Here is a 21,276-nt window from a genome sequence, read left to right on the forward strand (position 1 = left end):
ATCCGGCGAACTCCCGGGCGCGTCGTCAGGAGGTGCGGGCGGTGAGGGTGACGACGACCGCTTCGGGCCGGCAGGCGAACCGGACCGGCGCGTAGATCGAGGTGCCGAGACCGGCCGAGACCTCGAGCCACGACCAGTGGTTCCGGTGCTCCCACTTGTGCAGCCCGCTGACGTACCGGCGGGGGAGGTCGCTGTTCGTGACGAGGGCACCGACCCCGGGCACCTGGACCTGGCCACCGTGGGTGTGGCCAGCGAAGATGATGTCCGCACCCTGGGTGACGAAGGCGTCGAGCACGCGGCGGTAGGGCGCGTGCGTGACACCGATCGCGACGGGAGCTGGGCCGTCCTCGTCTTCGGACCAGGGCACCTCGCCGCGCATCTCGTCGACGTTCGTGGGGAGCAGGTCGAGCCGGTCCCAGTCGCGGTGCGCGTCCGAGGTGCCGAACAGCTCGAACCGCGAGCCGCGGAGCTCGATGGCGCGAGCGTGGTCGTTCAGGTCGAGCCACCCGAGGGACTCGAAGAACGCCGTCTGCCGGTCGATGTCGAGCTCGACGGGCTTCGCCTCGCTGTGCATGCGGCTCGGGCCGGAGAAGTACTTCAGCGGGTTGCGCGGCGACGGTCCGAAGAAGTCGTTCGACCCGTACGCGAACACGCCGGGGACACCCCGGAACGGCTCGAGTGCGTACTCCACGGCCGCGTTCGCCGTGGGGTGCCCGAGGTTGTCGCCGGTGTTCACGATGAAGTCCGGCTCCACCAGGGACAGGTCGCGCAGCCACTGCTGCTTGTCGGCCTGCCACGGGGCCATGTGGATGTCGGACAGGTGCAGGACCGTCACGTCACGCGACCCCGGCGGGAGGACCGGGACGGTCTCCCACCGGATGCCGAAGCGTCGACGCTCGACGAGCGAGCCCCAGGCGAACGAGGCAGCGCCGACGGCCGCGCCGGCTGCGAGGACCCCGAGCGCGGCGCGACCGCGGGTCACTTGCAGTCCTTGGGCGCCTTGCCGTTCTTGTCGCCGTACAACTGGACGTTCACGTCGGCGTTCTTGTCGGCGGCGGCACCGATCGCGGGTTCGACGGCTGCGACCTTGCAGGTCTTGTTGCCGCCGCCCTTCGCGAAGTCGTCCGACACGTTGACGTTGCCGAAGCCGGCGTCGTTCAGCGCCGAGCGGGCGTCGCCGAGTGAGTCGCCGCCGATCTCGGGCACGTTGGCCTGCGACCCGTCCGAGGTGTAGACCGTCACGCTCGATCCGGAGGACAGGAGCGCACCGGCGGACGGCGAGGTCGACGACACCGAACCGGGGTTGCCGGTGCCGGGGCGGGCGCCACCGTCGACGTAGGTAAAGCCGGCGCCGGAGATCGCTGCGCGGGCTTCGTCAGCGGTCTTCCCCTGCAGGTTCGGGAGTGCCTTGGCGTTGCCTCGGATCGCCGTCGGCTGCGGGTCCGTGAAGGCACCGGCGGGGTAGGTGGCGTTGACCGCGGTCATCGCTTGACGCCAGACGTCGGCACGGGAGCCGGCGTAGGTCCCGCCCACGCCGTTGCTGTAGTGCCGGAGGTTGTTCTTCTTACCGTCGGTGTTGCCCTGCCAGTAGGCGGTCGCGACGCGCGAACTTGCACCGACGAGCCAGATCTGGTCCGCCTCGTCGGTGGTGCCCGTCTTGGCGAACATCTGGGTGCCGTCCGGCGTCTGTGCACCGCGCGCGGTACCGCTGGTGATCGTGCCCTTCATGGCGTAGATCGCAGCCTGCGCGAACGCCGGGTCAACTGCCTGCTGGCAGTCCTTCGTCTGTCCGCCGAGCTGCTTGCCGGACGGCGAGGTGATCTGGTCGATGGCGATCGGCTTGCAGTAGATGCCGTTGTTCGCAACAGCGGCGTACGCGGCGGCCATCGTCATCGGGGCGATCTCGTTGGTGCCGAGGATCGCGGACGGGTTCTGGTACTGCAGCTCGCCGCCGTCAGCACGGTGCACGCCGAGCGACTGCGCGATGTCGCGGATGTCGCAGAGGTCGAGCTTCTGGGCCATCGATGCGAACGCGCCGTTGATCGAGCCAGCGGTGGCCCCGAGCACGCTCCAGTTACCGCCCTCGCCCGGAGCATCGTTCGAGACGTCGAACTTCGTGTAGTCGGTCTGACCGCAGATGGTCCACGGCGTGACCACACGTTCAGCACCGCTGACGGTCTCGTTGAGCCCGTGGCCCGCCTTGATCCAATCCAGCAGCGTGAAGAGCTTGTAGGTCGAGCCGGTCTGGAACCCGCCGGAGTTGCCGTACTTGTAGTCGACGCTGTAGTTCAACGAGGTCGACGTCGGTGCCGACTTCAGCGACTCGTCGAAGTCCTTGTTCTGCGCCATCGTCACGATGCGGCCGGAGCCGGCCTCGATCGAGTTGAGTGTCGCACCGAGCGCCAGGTTCGTCTCGGCCTTGTTGTCGTACGTGTTGAGGAGCTGCTTCTGCTCGGCGTTCAGGTCGATGTTCAGCGTCGTCTGGATCTTGTAGCCGCCGTTCCGCCACGCGGTGTCGCGAGCCTTCTGCGACGAGCCGAGCTGCGACATCTCGAGCACGACCTTCTTGGCGTAGTCGCAGAAGAACTGCGAGCCGTCGCCGACCGATGCCCGGCAGCCCTGCGACGGCTGCGTCAGGTGCACGTAGTCCGCCGGCTTCGACAGGCGGGCCGTGCGGTACTCGGCTTCGGTCAGGTTCTTCTGGTCGTACATCGAGCGCAGGATGACGTTGCGTCGAGCGACGTTGGCGTCGTACTTCTTCGGCGTCGACAGGTTGCGCGCCTCGGGGTACTGCACGATGGCCATCAGCGAGGCAGCCTCGGCCGGGGTCAGGTTCGTCGCGCTCTTGTTGTAGTAGTGCTGCGCGGCGGCCTGCACGCCGTAGGTCTGGTCACCGAAGTAGGCGATGTTCAGGTAGGCGGTGAGGATCTCCTTCTTGGAGTACTTCTTCGCCAGCCCGATCGCGAGCTTCATCTCCTCGAGCTTGCGGGGGATGGTCTGCTCGACGGCCTCGTTGTAGGCCTTCTGCTGCTCCTTCTTCGTGGGGAGGTTCAGCGCTTCGTTCATCTTGATGTTGCGGACGAGCTGCATGGTCAACGTCGACCCACCGCCCGAGTCGCCGAGTCCACCGGCGATGCTGCCCACGCCGGCGCGGATGAGCGAGGTCATGTCGACGCCGCCGTGGCTGTAGAAGCGCTTGTCCTCGCCGTCGATGGCGGCGTTCTTCAGCTGGTCGCTGATCTGGTCGAACTTCAGTTCCTGCCGGTTCTGGTCGTACAGCGTCGCGAAGTGCACCGACTTGCCGCCCGAGTACGCGTACAGCTCGTTGCGCTGCGGCAGGTCACCGATCTCGATGTACTCCGGCAGCGACTCGAACACACCGATCGTCGAGGTCGTCGTGACACCGGCGACCGCGATGGCCGGGGTGACCCCGATCGTGACGAGCAGGCCGGCGAGGGCACTGAACCCGACGAATCCGATGAAGGCGCCGACTGCTGAGACGGGCTTGGTCCGCGAGGCAGACGTCTTCTGGGCAGACATAGGATGCAGCCTAAACGACACCCACGACTGAAAGGCTGGCAAGGAACCGCATGACTCGCTGGGAGTACTTCACCACGCCCCTGATGATCCACAACACCACCGCCATCCTCAACAACTACGGGGACGAGGGCTGGGAGCTGGTCCAGATCGTCACCGGCCCCGAGGGTGGGCTCGTCGCGTACCTCAAGCGTCCGAAGGCCGACGCATGAGCGTCGTGGACCGCCTGACCGAGCTGGGGCTGACGCTCCCGCCGGTCGCCGCACCCGTCGCCGCCTACGTCCCTGCGGTCGTCACCGGCCAGTACGTCTACACGGCCGGCCAGCTGCCGTTCGTCGACGGCGCACTGCCCGTCACCGGCAAGGTCGGGGCGTCGGTCGACGCCGAGACCGCCACCGCGCAGGCCCGCGTGGCCGCGCTCAACGCACTGGCCGCAGTCGAGTCGGTCGCCGGCTCGATCGACCGCGTCGCCCGGGTCGTCAAGGTCACCGTGTTCGTCGCGTCGGAGCCGTCCTTCACGGGCCAGCCCGGGGTCGCGAACGGCGCCTCCACCCTGGTCGGCGAGGTCTTCGGTGACGCCGGCGTCCACGCGCGCAGCGCGGTGGGCGTGGCGGTGCTGCCGCTGGACGCTCCTGTGGAGGTCGAGCTGGTGGTGGAACTGACGTCCTGACGGACCGTCAGCAGTGAAGCGAACGCAGGTGGGGCCTCCCGTCCGACATGGACTGGAGGCCCCACCTGCGTGACACGGACTACATGAGTTCCGCGATGGTCGCCATGATCGTCGGGTCGGCCAGCGTCGTCGTGTCGCCGATGCGGCGCCCCTCGGCCGCGTCGCGGAGCAGACGCCGCATGATCTTGCCGGAGCGCGTCTTCGGCAGTTCGGGCACGATGACCACCTGACGGGGCTTCGCGATCGCACCGATGCGCTTGCCCACCCAGTTGCGGAGTTCGGTCGATGCCGATTCGCGGTCGACGTCGGCCGCTGCCTCCGCGGTCAGGATGACGTACGCGACGACCGCCTGTCCGGTGGTCTCGTCGGCGGCTCCGACGACGGCGGCCTCGGCGACGCCCTCGTGCCCGACCAGGGCGGACTCGATCTCGGCCGTCGACAGGCGGTGCCCGGAGACGTTCATGACGTCGTCGACGCGGCCCTGTATCCAGATGTCGCCCTGACCGTCGAGCCGCGCTCCGTCGCCGGCGAAGTACCGGCCGGGGAACCGCGACCAGTAGGTCTCGACGAAGCGGTCCGGGTCGCCCCAGATGCCGCGCGCCATCGACGGCCACGGCTCCGTGATCGTGAGGTAGCCACTCTCGCCGGGGTCGGCCCGGTTGCCGTCGTCGTCGACGATCTCGGCGACGATGCCGGGCAGCGGCGTCTGCGCGGCACCGGGCTTGAGCTTCGTGACGCCGGGCAGCGCGGAGATCATGATCGCGCCGGTCTCGGTCTGCCACCACGTGTCGACGATGGGCGTGCGGTCGTGGCCGATGACCTGGCGGTACCAGTTCCACGCCTCGGGGTTGATCGGTTCCCCGACACTGCCGAGCAGACGGAGGGTCTCGAGACTGCGCGCCTCGGGGATCTCGCGGCCGGCCTTCATCGCCGCACGGACCGCCGTCGGCGCCGTGTACAGGACGGTGACGCCGTAGGAGTCGACGATGTCCCACCAGCGGCCGGGCTTCGGCTCGTCGGGCGTGCCCTCGTAGAGCACCTGCGTGACGCCGTTCGCCAGCGGGCCGTAGACGACGTACGAGTGCCCGGTGATCCAGCCGATGTCGGCGGTGCACCAGTAGACGTCCTTCTCCGGGTGCATGTCGAACACGTTCTTGTGCGTGTACGCGGCCTGGGTCAGGTACCCGCCGGAGGTGTGCACGATGCCCTTCGGCTTCCCGGTCGTGCCCGAGGTGTACAGGATGAACAGCGGGGTCTCGGCGGGGAAGGCCTCGGGCGTGTGCTCCGGGGCGGCCTTCGCGACCTCGTCGTGCCACCACAGGTCGCGGTCGTTCCAGGCGATCTCGTTGCCGCCGCGCTTGACGACCAGGACGTGCTCGACGCTGTCGGTGCCCTCGCCCTCGAGTGCCTCGTCGACCGCGGGCTTGAGCGCTGACACCGCGCCACGGCGCCAGCCGCCGTCTGCCGTGACGACGAGCTTCGCGCCGGCGTCCTCGATGCGCGCACGGAGGCTCTCGGCGCTGAACCCGCCGAAGACGACGGAGTGCACGGCGCCGATGCGGGCGACGGCGAGCATCGTCACGACGGCCTCGGGGATGAGCGGTAGGTAGACGACGACGCGGTCGCCTTGCCCGACGCCGAGGTCGGTGAGCATGTTCGCGGCGCGCTGCACGTCGGCGGTGAGTTCGGCGTAGGTGATCCGGCGGGTGTCGCCGGGTGCGCCCTCGAAGTGGATCGCCACCCGGTCGCCGTTGCCCGCGCGGACGTGCCGGTCGAGGCAGTTCTCGGCCACGTTGAGCGTGCCGTCGGCGAACCACCTCGCGAACGGGGCGCCGGACCAGTCGAGGGTCTGCGTGAACGGGGTGCGCCAGTCGAGCAGACTGCGGGACTGCTCGGCCCAGAAGGCCTCGCGGTCGGCGGCGGCGGCCTCGTGCAGGTCTTCGTGCGCGACGGCGTCGGCGACGAACTCGGGTGTCGGCGGGAAGGTGGCGCCGTCGTCCTCGCGGTGGTCGGTCTGGGTCGGAGTGGACATCGATGTCCTTTCGCGTCGTTGCGTCCTCAGGGTGCGCCACGGAGACTACCCCTCGGCCCGTGCGCTGCGCGGTTGCGTGACGAGCGGCGGGCCCGGGTGCGGGGGAGCCGGGCCGCGGCGGCGGCGGGCCCGGGTCTGGGGGCGCGGGGCCGCGGCGGCGGGCGCAGGTTTGGGGCAGCGGGGCCGCGACGGCGCACGCCGGTGTGTCCTGGTCGCGGCGGCACGCCCGGCGGTCGTGTCGGGGGTTGCCCCGAGGGGCGGATCGTGGGGTACAGTAGTTCCTGCTGGACTCGTTTCCGGCGGCATCGAATCGGATTCCCCCCAATCCTTCGATGTCCAGGCGGCACCAGTTCCCCCCAACCGGTGCCGCCTCTTCTTTTGTCCGGGGTCCGGCTCGAGCGATCAGCGCTCGCCGGCCGCCGGTGATCGGCGGCGATCCGCACGGGGACGCCGGTCGAGTGGACAGACCGGTACATGCTTTCGCATGGAACGTTCGACGGGCCCGTAGCAATTGCTACTCCGTCCCGGCGCCCGTGATCGAGAGGACCTGCTCGTGTGGTCTGTCGTCGCGCTGCGTCGGGCGCTCCTCGCCGAGTGGGGTACGGCTTTCCGTTTCGGGGGACAAATCGGTCCGTTGGTGCCATCAGCGCTTACCTCTCCACAGGCTGGTTGTGGCACCGGATGCCGAAAACGGCTCTCCTCCTACGCTCTGGCGTCATGCACCGTCACCGTGCCACGCCGTTCCTGCCCGCGTCCGGGCCTGTTCCGCCCAGGGCCGGACCGTTCCTGCCCGGGGCTGGGTCCGTTCTGCCCGGGGCCGGGCCTGTTCCGCCCGGGGTCGGGCCTTTCCCACCCGGGGCTGCCGCTGCCGCTCTTCGGCGCAAACCGCACGGTGTCGTCGAGTTCGAGGAACTCGCCGGTCTCGTGACGGACGCCGGGGTCACCGACGTCCTGGTCGTCGGCGGCGTCGGCACCTGGACCGACCGTGGCGGCGGACTCGAAGCCGCCGCGCCGCGCCTGAGCGAGGCGCGCACCCGGGAGCTCGCCACGCGGCTGGTGGCGCTCGGCGGACGCCACGTCGACGAGACCACTCCGTGCGCCGACGTCCGGCACGGCGACGGGATCCGGGTGCACGTCGTGCTCGCCCCGGTCTCGGTCGGTGGCACGGCGATCTCGATCCGGCTCCCACACCCCGCCCGGCCGACCCTCGCAGCACTCGACCGCGCCGGCACCTTCGAGCACGTGCCGCGCTCGGTCGTCGAGGCCGCCGTGCACCAGCGCCGCAACGTCCTGGTCACCGGTGCCACCGGCAGCGGCAAGACCACCCTGCTCGCCGCGATGCTCGGCGCCGTCCCGGCCGACGAGCGGATCGTCACGGTCGAGGACGTCGCCGAGCTGCGCATCGCCCACCCGCACGTGGTCGCACTCGAGGCGCGGCAGGCGAACGCCGAGGGCGTCGGCGCGCTCGGCCTCGACCGGCTCGTGCGTGAGGCCCTGCGGATGCGCCCGGACCGGATCGTCGTGGGGGAGTGCCGGGGCGCCGAGGTCCGCGAGCTCATGTCCGCGCTGAACACGGGCCACGACGGGGGCGCCGGCACCGTGCACGCGAACGGTGTCGCGGACGTCGCCGCTCGGCTCGAGGCGCTCGGCGCCCTCGCTGGGCTCGGCGTCGAGGCGCTCGCCCGACAAGCGGTCAGCGCGTTCGACCTGGTGCTCCACGTCGAGCGTCGGGCAGGCGGACGACGGCTCGCTGCGGTGGGCGCGTTCCACGTCGGGGCGGACGGGAGGCTCGGGGTGCGCCCGGTGGACGGGGCACCGTGAGCAGGGGGTCGCTCCTGGGACGTCGGGTCCGGCGTCCCGCGCCGTTCGACCCGGCGCGCGTGGCCGGCACCCTGGACCGCGTCGCGACGCTCGTCGCCGCCGGGGTCCCGCCGCCGCGGGCCTGGGAGCTCGTCGGCAGGCTCCCCGCAGGGACCGCTCCCGCGTCCGCGGACATCGCCGTCGTCCTGCGGGTCGCGGACCGGACCGGCGCCCCCGTCGCGGAGACGCTCGGGGCCCTCGCCGGAGCGCTCCGCCGATCGGCAGCGTCGGACCGGGCGATCCGGGTCGCCCTCGCCGGCCCGCGCACCAGCGCCCACGTCGTCCTGGCGCTGCCGTTGTTCGGCCTCGGACTCGGGGCCGCGTGGGGGTCCGGAGCCGTGCAGGTCCTCACGAGCTCGCCGCTCGGCTGGGTCTGCTCGGCGCTCGCCACCGTGCTCGTCCTGTCCGGGCGCGCTTGGACCGCGCGGCTCGTCCGGTCGGCGACGCCGGACGGACGCGTGCCCGGGGTCGTCCTCGACGCCTGGGCGGTGGCCGTCTCGGGCGGTGGTTCGTGGATCGCCGCCGGCGAGGCGGTCCGTCGTGCTGCCGACGGGATCGTCCCGCCGGCTGCCGACGTGGTCCGCCTGCGCGAGGTCCTCGACCTGGCCGTGCGAGCGGGCGTGCCCGCGGCGGGACTGCTGCGCCGCGCCGCGGAGGACGTCCGTGACGACGCTGCTGCCGCCGGCCTCGCCGCGGCCGAGCGCCTGGCCGTCCGACTGGTGCTGCCGCTCGGTGTCTGCGTCCTGCCCGCGTTCGTGCTCGTCGGAGTGGTCCCCGTCGTGGTCGGCGTCCTCTCCTCCACCGTCGTCGGTGCGCGATGACCTCTCCACAGATGCCGCTCGAGGCCCCGATCGTGCGGTGGCCACGCGCCACGCTGGGATCACCGCAACAGAAGGGACGAACCCATGAGCACCACCCCGAACCGAATCCATCGCACCAGCCGCGTCGTCGACCGGCTCCGCGCCGTCGCGCAGGACGACCAGGGGTCCGCGACCGCCGAGTACGCGGTCGTCATCCTCGCCGCCGTGGCGTTCGCCGGCGTGCTCGTCGCCGTCATGCGCTCGGGCGAGGTGCAGACCATCCTCACCGAGCTCGTCCGCGGTGCCCTCTCGCTGTGACCAGGCGCGGCGCCCCGACCGGGACTCCGACCGGGGCTCGGTCACGGTCGAGTTCGCGGTCGTGCTGCCCGCCGTCGCACTCGTCCTCACCCTGCTCGTCGCGGCCGTGCTGGTCGTCGACGGACAAGGACGCCTGCAGTCGGCCGCCGCGGCGGCTGCGCGGGGCGTCGGGCGCGGGGACGACGCCGTCGGACTCGCCGCCGCCGAGCGGATCGCGCCGGGATCCTCCGTCACGATCCGGCGCACCGACGACCTGGTGTGCGTCGACGCCACGCGCGGCGGCACCGGTCCGTTCTCGGCGCTGCCGCTCCGGGCGACGGCGTGTGCTGCGGCCGGGGGACGCTGACCCCGAGCGCGGTTCGGTGACCGTGCTCGTCGCCGCCGTCCTCGGCGTCGGGGTGCTCGTCGCGTCGTCAGCGCTCGCCGCCGCCGGACACCGCACGCAAGCGGTCCGGGCCGGGGATGCCGCCGACGCCGCCGCGACCTCGGCCGCTGCGGCCTCCGTCGGACTCCTGACCGGCTCGCCGTGCGACGTCGCCGAGCAGGTCGCACGGGCGAACGGCTCGGCCCTCGTGGCCTGCGACCTCGCCGCCGCGACGGCCCGGGTGCGGGTGGTCGTCGGCTCCGGACCGTTCGCCGTCGGCGCGTCCGCGGTCGCCGGTCCGGCGGACGACCACCCCGACCACGGTGTGTATGGTGTGCCTGTCGGCCACCGGTCACCGATGTCCCGGGCGACCCGGACACGTTCGTGTCCAGGGCCGACCAGCACCACGGATCAAGGAGACACGTGCCAGGCACGAAGAAGCTCGTGATCGTCGAGAGCCCTGCGAAGGCGAAGACGATCGCGCAATACCTCGGTGACGGATACGAAGTCCAGGCCTCGGTCGGACACATCCGCGACCTCGTCGAGCCCAAGAACCTGCCGGCCGAGCTCAAGAAGGGCTCCCTCGGCAAGTTCTCGGTGGACGTCGACAACGGCTTCGAGCCGTACTACGTCGTGTCCGACGCCAAGAAGAAGACGGTCGCCGAGCTCAAGCGTGCGCTCAAGGATGCCGACGAGCTCTACCTCGCAACAGATGAAGACCGCGAGGGTGAAGCGATCGCCTGGCACCTGCTCCAGGTCCTCAAGCCGAAGGTCCCCGTCAAGCGGATGGTCTTCCACGAGATCACGAAGGAAGCGATCCAGCGGGCGCAGGAGGCCACCCGTGAGCTCGACACCGCCCTCGTCGACGCGCAGGAGACCCGCCGCATCCTCGATCGCCTCTACGGGTACGAGGTCTCGCCGGTCCTGTGGCGCAAGGTCGCTCCCGGCCTCTCCGCCGGTCGCGTGCAGTCCGCCGCGACCCGGCTCGTGGTCGACCGCGAACGCGAGCGACTCGCCTTCGTCTCGGCCAACTACTGGGACCTCTCCGCTCGGTTCGAGAAGGCGGGGGAGTCCTCCTTCTCGGCGCGACTCGCCCGGATCCAGGGCACCCGCGTCGCCTCGGGGCGTGACTTCGACGACCGCGGTGCGCTCAGCGGTGACGTCGTGCGTCTCGACGAGGCCGCAGCCGCCTCGCTGACCACCGTGCTCGAGCGCGCCGGGGACGCCACCGTCCGCAGCGTCGACTCGAAGCCGTACACCCGCCGTCCGGCGGCACCGTTCACCACGTCGACCCTGCAGCAGGAGGCAGCGCGCAAGCTGCGCCTTTCGCCGCGGCAGACGGCGCGTGCAGCACAGACGCTGTACGAGAACGGGTACATCACCTACATCCGTACCGACTCGGTCTCGCTCTCGAAGCAGGCGATCGACGCGGCCCGTAAGCAGGCGGCCGACCTGTACGGCGCCGCGACCGTGCCGGACAAGCCCCGTCTGTACGCGAGCAAGAGCAAGAACGCGCAAGAGGCGCACGAGGCGATCCGTCCCTCGGGCGACTCCTTCCGCACTCCGCAGGAGCTCCAGGGCACGCTCACCGGTGTCGAGTGGCGGCTCTACGACCTCATCTGGAAGCGCACCGTCGCTTCCCAGATGGCGGACGCCAAGGGGTCGACCGCATCGATCGTGCTCGGTATCTCGTCGGCCGAGTCGGTCGAGGGCATCACGTCGACCGCGAGCGGCACGGACGCCGAGTTCACCGCGTCCGGCACCGTCATCACCTTCCGCGGGTTTCTCAGCGCCTACGAAGAAGGCCGCGACGAGGACCGCCACGAGTCGAGCGAGCGTGCCGGCCAGGACGTCGCACTGCCCGACGTCAAGCAGGGCGAGCACCTCGAGGTGCACGACGTGCTGGCGAAGGGGCACGACACCACGCCGCCGCCGCGCTTCACCGAGGCCAGCCTCATCAAGACGCTGGAAGAGCTCGGGATCGGGCGTCCGTCGACCTACCCGACGATCAGCCCGACGATCATCGACCGCGGCTACGTCTCCCTGCGCGGCACCCAGCTCGTGCCGAACTGGATCGCGTTCAGCGTGGTCCGGTTGCTCGAGGAGTACTTCGGCGAACTGGTGGAGTACGACTTCACCGCCGAGATGGAAGAGGACCTCGACCGGATCGCCCGCGGCGACGCCGACCGGGTCGACTGGCTCAAGGGCTTCTACTTCGGTGGTGGCGCCGACGACCAGCGCGGCCTGCGGACCGTCATCGACAACCTCGGCGAGATCGACGCGCGTGAGATCAACTCGGTCGAGCTCGCACCGGGCCTCACCCTGCGGATCGGTCGTTACGGCCCCTACATCGAGGTGCCGAGCGACGACCCGGAGAAGCCGCGTCGCGTCAACGTCCCCGAGGACCTGGCACCCGACGAGCTGACCGTCGAGAAGGCCAAGGAACTCGTCGACGCCCCCGTCATCGGCGACCGCGTCGTGGGCATCAACCCGGACACGGGCAAGGAGGTCCTGGCGAAGGACGGCCGCTTCGGCCCCTACGTCACGGAGCGCACCCCGGAGCCCGAGCCCACCGTCGACCCGAAGACCGGCGAGGTCGTCGACGCCGCGGCCGCCGCCCCGGAGCCCGCAGCAGCCGAGGCCCCCGCCGAGACGACGACCGGCAAGAAGGCCCCGGCGAAGAAGGCCCCCGCGAAGAAGACGACGAAGAAGGCCGCGGCGCCCAAGGAACGGACCGCCTCGCTCTTCAAGTCGATGGACCCGGCGACCGTCGACCTCGAGACCGCGCTGAAGCTCCTCGACCTGCCCCGCGTCGTCGGACAGGACCCGGAGACCGGCAACGACATCACCGCGCAGAACGGTCGCTACGGCCCGTACCTGAAGAAGGGGACGGACACCCGAACGCTCCCGGGCGAGGACGCGATCTTCGACATCGACCTCCCCGGTGCGCTCGAGATCTTCTCGCAGCCGAAGTACGGCGGGAACCGTGCCGCGAGCTCCGCGCTGAAGGAGTTCGAGGCGGACCCCGTGTCCGGCAAGCCGATCAAGATGAAGGACGGCCGCTTCGGCCCCTACGTCACCGACGGCGAGACGAACGCGACGATCCCGAAGGGCGAGGACGTCGAGGCCGTCGACCACGCCCGTGCGGTCCAGCTCATCGCGGACAAACGCGCCAAGGGCCCGGTCAAGAAGAAGACGCCCGCCCGACGGGCGCCGGCGAAGAAGAAGTGACCGGACGGTTCATCACGCTCGAGGGCGGCGACGGCGCGGGCAAGACGACCCAGGCCGAGCTGCTCTCGGCGTGGCTCGTCGGGCACGGCCGCACCGTCCTGCGCACCCGCGAGCCCGGCGGCACCGACCTGGGCCTCCGGATCCGCGAGATCGTGCTGCACGAGCGCGGGCACGTGTCGCCCCGGGCCGAGGCGCTGTTGTACGCGGCAGACCGCGCGCACCACGTCGAGACGGTCGTGCGTCCGGCGATCGCCCGCGACGAGGTCGTGCTGCAGGACCGGTACATCGACTCGTCGGTCGCCTACCAGGGCGTCGCGCGCGGCCTCGGCGCCGAACACATCCGCTCGGTGTCGGAGTGGGCGGCGGACGGCCTGGCGCCGGACCTGACGATCCTGCTCGACCTCGACGTGACGGTCGGACGCGCCCGGGTCGCTGCGGCCCGTGGCGACACGTTCGACCGCCTGGAGTCCGAGGCCGAGGCGTTCCACGAGTCGGTGCGACAGGCCTTCCTGGACATGGCGGCAGCCGAGCCCGACCGCTTCCTGGTGGTCGACGCTGGCGGATCCACCGAGGACGTGCAGCGTGCGATCCGGGCCGCGGTCGCCCCGCTCGTCGCGATCGACCCGGCATGACCGTGGTCGCCCGCAAGATGGTGGTCGCCCGCATGACGGTGGTCGCTGACAGGATGGTCCCGTGAGCGTGTGGGACGGCCTGACCGGTCAGGAAGAAGCAGTCGCCTCCCTCCGGAACGCCGCGGAGTCGACCGACGGCACCGGCGGCATGACGCACTCGTGGTTGATCACGGGGCCGCCCGGGTCTGGCCGGTCGAACGTGGCGACGGCGTTCGCCGCGGCCCTCGTGGGCAACGGTCCCGACGACGACCACACCCTGCAGCAGATCACCGCGAAGACCCACCCCGACGTGTCGGTGCTCACGACGCAGCGCGTGATCATCACGATCGACGAGATCCGGCAGCTCGTGACCTCGTCGTACTACTCGCCCTCGGTCGGGCGGTACCGCATCGTCATCATCGAGGACGCCGACCGCATGACGGAACGCACCTCGAACCTGCTGCTCAAGGCGCTCGAAGAACCTCCGGAGCGCACCGTCTGGATCCTCTGCGCCCCGAGTGAAGCCGACCTGCTGCCCACCATCCGGTCGCGCGTCCGCTCCGTACGCCTTCGGGTCCCCGGCATCGAGTCCGTCGCCGACCTGCTCGTCGCCCGCACCGGCATCGACCGCGCCCTCGCGATGGACGCAGCACGGCAGGCACAGAGCCACATCGGCATGGCGCAGCGCCTGGCGACGAGCGAGGACGCCCGCGATCGTCGCCGCCGCACCCTGACGACCGTGCTCGGCGTCCGGAGCGTCGGCGACGCCGTGATGGCCGCCGCCGACCTGCTCGCCGTTGCCGACGAAGACGCCAAGGCGATCACGCAGCAGCGCGACTCCGAAGAACGCGACGCCGCACTGCGATCGCTCGGCATCGAACCCGGCGGGACGATCCCGCCGGCCCTCCGCTCGCAGCTCCGGCTGCTCGAGGACGACCAGAAGCGCCGTGCGACCCGCAGCCTGCGCGACGGTCTCGACCGCATCCTGGTCGACGTGTCCTCGCTGTACCGCGACCTGCTCCTGCTCGGTCTTGGTGCCCCGGCGGAACCCGTCAACCTGGCGATGCGCGACCACCTCGACCAGGCGCTGCAGTCGGTCACGCCGGCCGCGGCGCTCGAGGTGCTCGACGCGATCGCCCTCGCCCGGCAGCGGATCGCCGCGAACGTGGCGGCGTTGCTCGCGCTCGAGGCGCTGCTCGTCACGATCGCCCGCGTCCGGCACTGACCGCGACGGACTCTCCCCGCGACGAGTGGGGCATGGGACAATCACGGCATGCCCGACGCTGAACCCGGCCTGCGCGAACGGAAACGCCGCGCCACCCGCCGCGCCATCCAGGCGGCCGCGCTCCGCATCGCGATCGAGGACGGCCTCGGTGCGGTCACCGTGGACGAGATCTCGCGTCGAGCCGACGTCTCACCCCGCACGTTCTTCAACTACTTCCCGAGCAAGGAACAGGCGATCCTCGGGGACGACCCGGAGCTGCCCGACGACGCCGCGCTGCAGGAGTTCGTCGACGGGGGTCCGGACGGCGACCTGCTGTCGGACCTCGGTGCACTGCTCGTCCACTCGACGCAGGAGCTCATCGAGGAACGCGGACTCATCGAGGAACGGCAGCAGGTGCTCCGGGCGAACCCCGAACTCTTCAGCCGTCGCATGGAGTCGATGAAGGAGTTCCAGGCCGAGATCCAGGCGGCGGTCGCCCGGCGGCTCGAACGCGAGGATGCCGAGCTCGCCGCGGACCCCGATGCGCTCCGTCGTCGGGCGCGCCTGGCGTCGATCGTGGCGCTCGGTGCGCTCCGGCACGCGTGGTGGGAGTGGTCCGGTTCCGAGGCCGGTTCGCACCTGGTCGACGAGCTCCGCAGGTCCTTCGCAGAGCTCGGCGTGCTCGTTTCGCGTTCACTCGTCTGAACCTGTATAGTCATTGATCGTGCCGCTCCGGGTTCGGAGCGAGCGCGCCGCCTTAGCTCAGTCGGTAGAGCGATTCACTCGTAATGAATAGGTCGTCGGTTCGATTCCGACAGGCGGCTCAGAACACATCCCCGGTCACGGATCTGCAACAGGTCCTGACCGGGGATTTCTGCGTCTGCGGGAAACCGCACCCCTTGGCTCCGGACCAGACAGCGGAGGAGGCCGCGGGTTAGCCTCGTCAGGACGCGGGGATCCCCGCGACCGACCACCTGCACCGCCCCGTACCCCTCGGCGGACGACCGACGGAGGTACCGTGTTCAAGCGTGCGACGACCGTCATCCTGGTGGCTGCTGCGGCTGCTGCGCTGGCCATCACGGCCGCCGCGGTACCGGAGTCGCGGGCGACGTCATCGGCGGCCCCGGCCGGCGGATCGAGCAGCAGCGCGAGCCCGACCCCGCACCCGACCACGGTGGCCACCGATCCGACCATCGGGCGCACGCCGACGTTCTCGGTGGACTTCGACACGCCGGCTGCGGCGAACGGCCCGTTCGCGGCGACGTACGCGCAGTCGTGGCAGCCGTACCCGGACGGCACCGGCGGCAAGTACTACTCGAGCAAGATGGTCAGCGCGCACGACGGGTACATGGACATCGCCCTCGACGGCGAGCACGGTTCGGCCGGAACGTTCGGCACGCCCGAGGACGCCTGGTCGCACGTCGGCGGTTCGTTCAGCGTCCGTGCCCGTGCCACCGGCGGCGACAAGAACGGCGCAGCGATCATGCTCTGGCCGACGTCGAACGACTGGGCGGACGGCGAACTCAACTACCCCGAGGGCAACTTCGACGGCTCGCCGCGGGTGTTCCACCACTCGATGCTGCCCGGGGACGAGAAGGCGTCGGACAACTACAACACCCGGGTGTCCTGGCGGGACTGGCACACCTACACGACGGAGTGGATCCCCGGGCGGGCGATCCACTACTACCTCGACGGCAAGCTCGTCTTCACGGTCGCGCGGAACGTCCCGACGACCCCGCACCGCTACATGGTGCAGGTCGGCAACTGGGGCAAGGCCGGCCACCTGCAGATCGACTGGGTCCGCACCTACGACGCGCAGTGACGCCGGGCCGCGCCGGCCCGCTCCCCGTTCTGGGGCTGCGCCAGACCCCCGTCGTGCGGGACGATCGAACCGAAGCCGTGTTCTCCGTTCGGAAGGTCGTCATGCTCCTGTCACTCGTCTACATGAGCGCCGCCGACGAACCCTTCGACCAGCCCCGCCTCGACGCGCTCCTCGAACACGCCAGGGCCCGGAACGCCGCATCGGGCCTGTCCGGCCTGCTCGTGTACAAGGACGGCCGCTTCATGCAGCTGCTCGAAGGGCCCGAGGCCGCGGTCCTCGAGACGTACCAGCGCATCACCGAGGACCCCCGGCACACCGACGTCGGGCTGCTCGTCGAGGAGCGGATCCACACGCCGCGGTTCGGCGAGTGGACGATGGCGTTCGACCGCGACCACGAGACCGCGCTCCCCGACGGCTTCGACACGTTCCTGTCCGACGGCGACCGGAGTGCGGACACCAGCAAGGCGCGAGCGTTGCTGCGCTGGTTCCGCACCCACCCGATGGCCGCGCCTGACGCCGCACTCGGCAAGCACCGGCGCTGAGGGTCAGGGCAGGTAGTACGTCGGGTTCGGCAGCTTGACGCTGCGGTCCGCCGAGCCCCCGAGCAGGTCGCTGTACTGGTCGCCGAAGTTCGCGACCACGTCGTAGCGGCCGCCCGATCGTGACTCGATGTGCGCCCGGGTCTGCGACTTGTACTCGACGGTGGTGCACTTCGCCGTGGCGCAGGTGATGTACGACGGCTGCTGCGACGCCCCGACCCCGGTCCACTTCGTGTAGTACGTCTCGGTGCCGCGCTTCGTGGCCGAGAACTGCGGGTAGCCGACGCGCTGCAGGTTGTCGATGGTGGCGGTCTCCTGATCGGCGTTCCGGCCGGTCAGCCCGATGATCGTGCAGCCGGAACGCTGTGCGATCGACACGAGCGAGGTCATCGACGGGGTCGCGGGGAACCGTTCGTCCTGCACCCACTCGTCCTGCCGTGCGGGGTCGAAGACGAAGTGCATGTCCGCGACCTCCATGTCGTAGGTCCAGAGCGTGGTGTCGTCGGCGTCGAGGACGATCGCGGGCTTCTCGCCGTGGCGGACGGCGCGGTCGTGGATGCGCTGCAGCGACGCTCCCTGGCGGGCGACGATCGATCGCATCTCGCGGATGTAGGGGGAGTCGGTCCGGTTCGCCAGGCCCGTGCCGGGGTCGCCGTAGTAGGTGGCGATGGTCTTCTTGACGGAGTCGATGTTCGGGATGCCCTCGCCGCCCTGGGTCGCACCGGACGTGCCGTCGGCAGCCATCGTGAAGTGCGTCCGCGGGGTCAGGCCGGCGTCGGCGGAGTGCCCCGGCGAGTGTCCCGGTCCGTGTCCTGGGTCGCCCCACCCGTGTGCGCTGGCCGGACCGCCGACGAGGGTGGACGTGAGGACGATCGCCGCACTGGTGGCGACGACGGAGAGGACGGAACGGCGCATGGAGGACCTGCACACCTTCGACTCGGGGAGGAGTGACCCCCGGATGGGGGATCTCGCAGCACGTTAGCTGGCAATCACCCGTGGAGTCCATACCAAAGTGCTGCGGCCCGTCCTGGTAGACATGGCCGCATGACGGTTCGCTGGGGAGTCATCGGCACGGGCGGCATCGCCCGGTCCTTCGTGGGCGACTGCGTCGCCGCGGGCATCGAGTTCACGGCGGTCGGCAGCCGCACCCGCGACGGTGCCGAGGCGTTCGCGGCGGAGTTCGGCATCCCACGGGCGCACGGCTCCTACGAGGACCTCGTCGCCGACGACACGGTCGATGCCGTGTACGTCGCGACCCCGCACGTCCGGCACGCCGAGGACGCCCTGCTCGCGATCCGCGCCGGCAAGCACGTCCTCGTCGAGAAGGCCTTCACGATAACGGCGGCCGAGGCGCGGAACGTGGTCGATGCTGCCCGTCGAGCGGGAGTCGCGGTGACCGAGGCGATGTGGACCCGGTTCCTGCCGCAGATGGCGATGATCCGCGAGGTCCTGGCCGAGGGGCGCATCGGCCGGCCGGTGCTCGTCGAGGCGACGCACCACCAGGCCCTGCCCACCGACCCGTCGCACCGGCTGCGCGATCCCGCCCTCGGCGGTGGAGCCCTGCTGGACCTGGGCGTGTACCCGGTGTCCTTCGCCGTCGACGTGCTGGGCGTGCCCACCTCGCTCGTCGCGGCCGGCACGCTGAGCGCGCAGGGAGTCGACACGCAGATGGGCATCGTCCTGACGCACGACGGCGGTGCGCAGTCGGTGATCCACTTCGGGATGGACGTGCGCAGCCCGAACACGGCCTCGGTCATCGGCGAAGCGGGGCGCATCGACGTCGACTCGACCTGGTACACCCCGACGACGTGGCGGATCCGGGACCGCGACGGCGTCGTGGTCGAGGAGTTCGACGCGCGCGAGGAGCTCGCCGGCTACGGCCACGAGGCGCGCGCGTTCGAGGCGATGGTCACGTCCGGCGCGCACGAGGGCGGTCCGATGGACGCCGAACAGTCGGTCGCGATCATGGCCGTCATGGACGAAGCCCGCCGCCAGGTCGGCGTGCGCTACCCCGCGGACGACGCCTCCACAGCGCCCTGATCCGGGTCGCGTCGTCCACATCGGGACGATCCGGCCTGGAGGCTCCTGCCGCAGTTCCGTAGGATCGGTCGCGATGTCCGAGCAGCAGCCCACCCCGCCTTCCGTACCGGAGCGTGTCCGCGCCGCCGTCGCAGCCGCGCGCGCCTCCGCCGTGCGCCGCCCGGTGCCCTGGATCGCCGGTGGGCTCGCGGCCCTGCTCGTGATCGGTTCGGGCGGGGCCGTCGCGGTCGCCGCGGCGATGACACCGGACACGGGCACGACGTCCGCGCCGGCGACCACGTCGCGGGCGACCTCGACGCCGAGCCGGTCGACCGCCACCACGAAGCGACCGACGAGTACGCCGACTCCGACCCCGGACACCCGCGCCGTGCCGAAGGAACCGGCCGGCCCCTCCGCCCTGCGCACCTGCTCGATCGCCGGCGCGGCGTCGGCGAGTGGTCTCGGCGCGTTCGAGGGGTACGTCATGGACGCGAAGACCGGCGAGGTCCTGTTCTCGAAGGACGGCGACAAGGCCGCCCAGACCGGCAGCGTCATGAAGACCCTGACGACGGCGACGGCGCTCGCGGTGCTCGGCGGCGACCACCGCATCCCGACCACGGTCACGCAGGAGTCCGGCGGGACCATCGCGCTGGTCGGGCACGGCGACGCCACCCTGTCCGCCGGCAACGGCACGGTCTACCCGGGGGCCCCGACGCTCGCGCAGCTCGCCCAGCAGGTCAAGGCGAAGGTCGGCGACACCCCCGTCACCACGATCGTCACCGACGACACGTACTGGAGCGACGCCGACGCGTGGGACCCCACGTGGCCGGTGTCCGAGCGCACCATCGGGTACCAGCCGAAGGTGACGGCGCTCATGGTCGACGGTGACCGGGCGAACCCGGCCGCGGCGACCTCGCCCCGGTCCGAGGACCCGGTCGGCCGTGCGGGCACCGCGTTCCGGACGGCACTGGCGAACGCCGGGGTCGCCGGGGCGGGGTCGGCACAGATCGTCAAGCGCGCCACGACCAGCACGGACACCATCGCGACGGTGTCGTCGCAGCCGGTGTCGACACTGATCGGGCAGATGATCCCGAACTCGGACAACACCCTCGCCGAGATGCTCGCCCGGGTGTCGTCGAAGGAGTCCGGCTCGAACGGCTCGGCGGCGTCGCTGACCTCGGTGTACCAGTCGGCGCTCGGTTCCTACGGCGTCGACCCGGCCGGCATCGTCATCAAGGACGGCTCGGGCGAGAGCGCCGCGAACGCGGTGTCGCCGAACTTCGTCGCCCACCTCATGGTGCAGGTCGCCGCCGGCGCGACGGGCCTCGGTACCCTCGCGAACGCCCTGCCCGTTTCGGGCCAGTCCGGCACCCTCGCCAGCCGCTTCACCGGCGCGAACGCCGTCGCCCGCGGCAAGGTGCACGCGAAGACCGGGTGGATCGACAGCGCGAACACCCTCGGCGGGTACATCGACGCCGCGGACGGATCGCGCCTGACCTTCGCGTTCTACGCCATCGGGTCGTCGCGCGCGGCCGCGCTGCCGGCGCTCGACGCGGTGACCGCGGCGACCTACTCGTGCGGGAGCAAGCTCACCGACTCCTGAGTCACCGGGTGTTGGATGGGCCCATGGCACGGGCTCTCATCATCGTCGACGTCCAGAACGACTTCACCGAGGGCGGTGCGCTCGGTGTCACCGGGGGCGCGTCCCTCGCGGAACGGATCAGCGCGTTCCTCGGCCGGCACGCCGAGGAGTACGACCTGATCGTCGGCTCCCGCGACTGGCACCACGGCGACGACGACAACGGCGGACACTTCGCCGGACCCGAGGGCCCCGACTTCGTCGACACGTGGCCCGTGCACTGCGTGGCCGGCACACCGGGCGCCGAGTACCAACCGGAGCTCGACACCGAGCCGATCGACGTCGACGTCTTCAAGGGCCAGGGCACGCCGGACTACTCGGCGTTCCAGGCGCGGACCGAGTCGGGCGTGCCGTTGCCGGAGATCCTGACCGAGCACCGGGTGTACTCCGTCGACATCGTCGGCATCGCCACCGACCACTGCGTCCGGGCCTCGGCCCTCGACGCCCGCGCCGCCGGCATCGACGTCGCGGTCTACGAGGACCTGGTCGCCGGCGTCGACGTCGAGCGCAGCGCCCGCGCGCTCGACGACATCCGAGCGGCCGGCGGGCACGTCGACCGCAGCGACATGGACGAGGGGCTCGCGAACCCCGGAGGAGCACAGTTGTGACCGAGACCAGCACCGAGACCAA

At 71.0% G+C, this 21,276-nt stretch carries 20 protein-coding genes and 1 tRNA gene; 17 read left to right on the forward strand and 4 right to left on the reverse strand.

The genetic code is table 11. The features are described 5' to 3' along the window. Positions 1–25 precede the first annotated feature (25 nt). Together EDF51_RS12015 and EDF51_RS12020 are read right to left on the reverse strand one after the other, a co-directional pair. Entirely contained in the window at positions 26–982 is a 957-nt protein-coding gene (locus EDF51_RS12015; RefSeq protein ID WP_123292148.1) for a metallophosphoesterase, read from the reverse strand. After that, a complete protein-coding gene (locus tag EDF51_RS12020) occupies positions 979–3,540 on the reverse strand; it encodes a transglycosylase domain-containing protein (protein ID WP_133938439.1) in 2,562 nt (853 codons plus the stop codon). Before EDF51_RS12020 ends, EDF51_RS12015 begins: the two co-directional genes overlap by 4 nt. 50 nt (positions 3,541–3,590) lie before the next feature. Between EDF51_RS12020 and EDF51_RS12025 the strand changes: the two genes are divergently transcribed. Together EDF51_RS12025 and EDF51_RS12030 are read left to right on the forward strand one after the other, a co-directional pair. Continuing rightward, positions 3,591–3,749, forward strand: a complete 159-nt coding sequence (locus EDF51_RS12025; protein ID WP_017888699.1) for a DUF4177 domain-containing protein — start codon at positions 3,591–3,593, stop codon at positions 3,747–3,749. Then, positions 3,746–4,207: a RidA family protein gene (locus tag EDF51_RS12030; protein WP_134195009.1), complete on the forward strand. Its 462-nt coding sequence runs from the start codon at positions 3,746–3,748 to the stop codon at positions 4,205–4,207. The genes EDF51_RS12025 and EDF51_RS12030 overlap by 4 nt, the downstream gene beginning before the upstream one ends. A gap of 79 nt (positions 4,208–4,286) precedes the next feature. On the opposite strand, the gene acs is transcribed toward EDF51_RS12030, so the two are convergent. Next, on the reverse strand, positions 4,287–6,239 hold the full coding sequence (gene acs, locus EDF51_RS12035) for an acetate--CoA ligase (protein WP_134195011.1): 1,953 nt from the start codon (positions 6,237–6,239) through the stop codon (positions 4,287–4,289). Positions 6,240–6,956: 717 nt separating this feature from the next. Here acs and EDF51_RS12040 point away from each other — a divergent pair. From EDF51_RS12040 to EDF51_RS12095, 12 genes are all read left to right on the forward strand, one after another. Next, positions 6,957–8,060 carry a TadA family conjugal transfer-associated ATPase gene (locus tag EDF51_RS12040; RefSeq protein WP_134195013.1) on the forward strand — a complete coding sequence of 368 codons (1,104 nt, stop codon included), beginning with the start codon at positions 6,957–6,959 and terminating at the stop codon, positions 8,058–8,060. A 59-nt stretch (positions 8,061–8,119) separates the two neighbouring features. Continuing rightward, a complete protein-coding gene (locus EDF51_RS12045; RefSeq protein WP_166673536.1) occupies positions 8,120–8,920 on the forward strand; it encodes a type II secretion system F family protein in 801 nt (266 codons plus the stop codon). 84 nt (positions 8,921–9,004) lie between these two features. Then, positions 9,005–9,217 (forward strand): DUF4244 domain-containing protein, encoded by a 213-nt coding sequence (locus tag EDF51_RS12050; protein ID WP_123938659.1) that lies wholly within the window; start codon positions 9,005–9,007, stop codon positions 9,215–9,217. Then, entirely contained in the window at positions 9,201–9,563 is a 363-nt protein-coding gene (locus EDF51_RS12055; protein ID WP_123938660.1) for a TadE family protein, read from the forward strand. Before EDF51_RS12050 ends, EDF51_RS12055 begins: the two co-directional genes overlap by 17 nt. 16 nt (positions 9,564–9,579) lie before the next feature. Beyond that, positions 9,580–10,029: a hypothetical protein gene (locus EDF51_RS20175; protein WP_207896142.1), complete on the forward strand. Its 450-nt coding sequence runs from the start codon at positions 9,580–9,582 to the stop codon at positions 10,027–10,029. Next, positions 10,005–12,812, forward strand: a complete 2,808-nt coding sequence (gene topA / locus EDF51_RS12065) for a type I DNA topoisomerase (RefSeq protein ID WP_134195017.1) — start codon at positions 10,005–10,007, stop codon at positions 12,810–12,812. The genes EDF51_RS20175 and topA overlap by 25 nt, the downstream gene beginning before the upstream one ends. Then, positions 12,809–13,444 carry a dTMP kinase gene (gene tmk / locus EDF51_RS12070; protein ID WP_134195019.1) on the forward strand — a complete coding sequence of 212 codons (636 nt, stop codon included), beginning with the start codon at positions 12,809–12,811 and terminating at the stop codon, positions 13,442–13,444. Before topA ends, tmk begins: the two co-directional genes overlap by 4 nt. Before the next feature lie 61 nt (positions 13,445–13,505). Beyond that, positions 13,506–14,648 (forward strand): DNA polymerase III subunit delta', encoded by a 1,143-nt coding sequence (locus tag EDF51_RS12075; protein ID WP_123292158.1) that lies wholly within the window; start codon positions 13,506–13,508, stop codon positions 14,646–14,648. Positions 14,649–14,696: 48 nt separating this feature from the next. Continuing rightward, on the forward strand, positions 14,697–15,332 hold the full coding sequence (locus tag EDF51_RS12080) for a TetR family transcriptional regulator (protein WP_134195021.1): 636 nt from the start codon (positions 14,697–14,699) through the stop codon (positions 15,330–15,332). A gap of 46 nt (positions 15,333–15,378) precedes the next feature. Then, positions 15,379–15,451: transfer RNA gene (locus EDF51_RS12085), tRNA-Thr, on the forward strand. A 194-nt stretch (positions 15,452–15,645) separates the two neighbouring features. Continuing rightward, complete coding sequence (locus EDF51_RS12090) at positions 15,646–16,449, forward strand: glycoside hydrolase family 16 protein (protein ID WP_134195023.1); 804 nt, start codon at positions 15,646–15,648, stop codon at positions 16,447–16,449. 101 nt (positions 16,450–16,550) lie between these two features. After that, entirely contained in the window at positions 16,551–16,991 is a 441-nt protein-coding gene (locus EDF51_RS12095; RefSeq protein ID WP_123938665.1) for a BLUF domain-containing protein, read from the forward strand. A 3-nt stretch (positions 16,992–16,994) separates the two neighbouring features. Here EDF51_RS12095 and EDF51_RS12100 read toward each other — a convergent pair whose 3' ends face one another. Next, positions 16,995–17,903 carry an HAD family acid phosphatase gene (locus EDF51_RS12100; protein WP_134195025.1) on the reverse strand — a complete coding sequence of 303 codons (909 nt, stop codon included), beginning with the start codon at positions 17,901–17,903 and terminating at the stop codon, positions 16,995–16,997. Positions 17,904–18,032: 129 nt separating this feature from the next. Here EDF51_RS12100 and EDF51_RS12105 point away from each other — a divergent pair, with 129 nt between their 5' ends. From EDF51_RS12105 to EDF51_RS12115, 3 genes are all read left to right on the forward strand, one after another. Next, entirely contained in the window at positions 18,033–19,028 is a 996-nt protein-coding gene (locus tag EDF51_RS12105; RefSeq protein ID WP_134195027.1) for a Gfo/Idh/MocA family oxidoreductase, read from the forward strand. A gap of 73 nt (positions 19,029–19,101) precedes the next feature. Next, a complete protein-coding gene (gene dacB, locus EDF51_RS12110) occupies positions 19,102–20,610 on the forward strand; it encodes a D-alanyl-D-alanine carboxypeptidase/D-alanyl-D-alanine-endopeptidase (RefSeq protein ID WP_243837122.1) in 1,509 nt (502 codons plus the stop codon). A 23-nt stretch (positions 20,611–20,633) separates the two neighbouring features. Then, positions 20,634–21,254 carry an isochorismatase family protein gene (locus tag EDF51_RS12115; RefSeq protein ID WP_134195029.1) on the forward strand — a complete coding sequence of 207 codons (621 nt, stop codon included), beginning with the start codon at positions 20,634–20,636 and terminating at the stop codon, positions 21,252–21,254. Positions 21,255–21,276 lie beyond the last annotated feature (22 nt).

Source organism: Curtobacterium sp. PhB25, from assembly GCF_004365375.1.
Taxonomy (GTDB): domain Bacteria; phylum Actinomycetota; class Actinomycetes; order Actinomycetales; family Microbacteriaceae; genus Curtobacterium.

Coding starts and splice junctions, on each gene's coding strand:
- dacB (WP_243837122.1), top strand. CDS start 19,102: ATGTCCGAGCAGCAGCCCACCCCGCCTTCCGTACCGGAGCGTGTCCGC.
- EDF51_RS12025 (WP_017888699.1), top strand. CDS start 3,591: ATGACTCGCTGGGAGTACTTCACCACGCCCCTGATGATCCACAACACC.
- EDF51_RS12100 (WP_134195025.1), bottom strand. CDS start 17,903: ATGCGCCGTTCCGTCCTCTCCGTCGTCGCCACCAGTGCGGCGATCGTC.
- EDF51_RS12095 (WP_123938665.1), top strand. CDS start 16,551: ATGCTCCTGTCACTCGTCTACATGAGCGCCGCCGACGAACCCTTCGAC.
- EDF51_RS12115 (WP_134195029.1), top strand. CDS start 20,634: ATGGCACGGGCTCTCATCATCGTCGACGTCCAGAACGACTTCACCGAG.
- EDF51_RS12030 (WP_134195009.1), top strand. CDS start 3,746: ATGAGCGTCGTGGACCGCCTGACCGAGCTGGGGCTGACGCTCCCGCCG.
- EDF51_RS12050 (WP_123938659.1), top strand. CDS start 9,005: ATGAGCACCACCCCGAACCGAATCCATCGCACCAGCCGCGTCGTCGAC.
- EDF51_RS12020 (WP_133938439.1), bottom strand. CDS start 3,540: ATGTCTGCCCAGAAGACGTCTGCCTCGCGGACCAAGCCCGTCTCAGCA.
- EDF51_RS12105 (WP_134195027.1), top strand. CDS start 18,033: ATGACGGTTCGCTGGGGAGTCATCGGCACGGGCGGCATCGCCCGGTCC.
- EDF51_RS12040 (WP_134195013.1), top strand. CDS start 6,957: ATGCACCGTCACCGTGCCACGCCGTTCCTGCCCGCGTCCGGGCCTGTT.
- acs (WP_134195011.1), bottom strand. CDS start 6,239: ATGTCCACTCCGACCCAGACCGACCACCGCGAGGACGACGGCGCCACC.
- EDF51_RS12080 (WP_134195021.1), top strand. CDS start 14,697: ATGCCCGACGCTGAACCCGGCCTGCGCGAACGGAAACGCCGCGCCACC.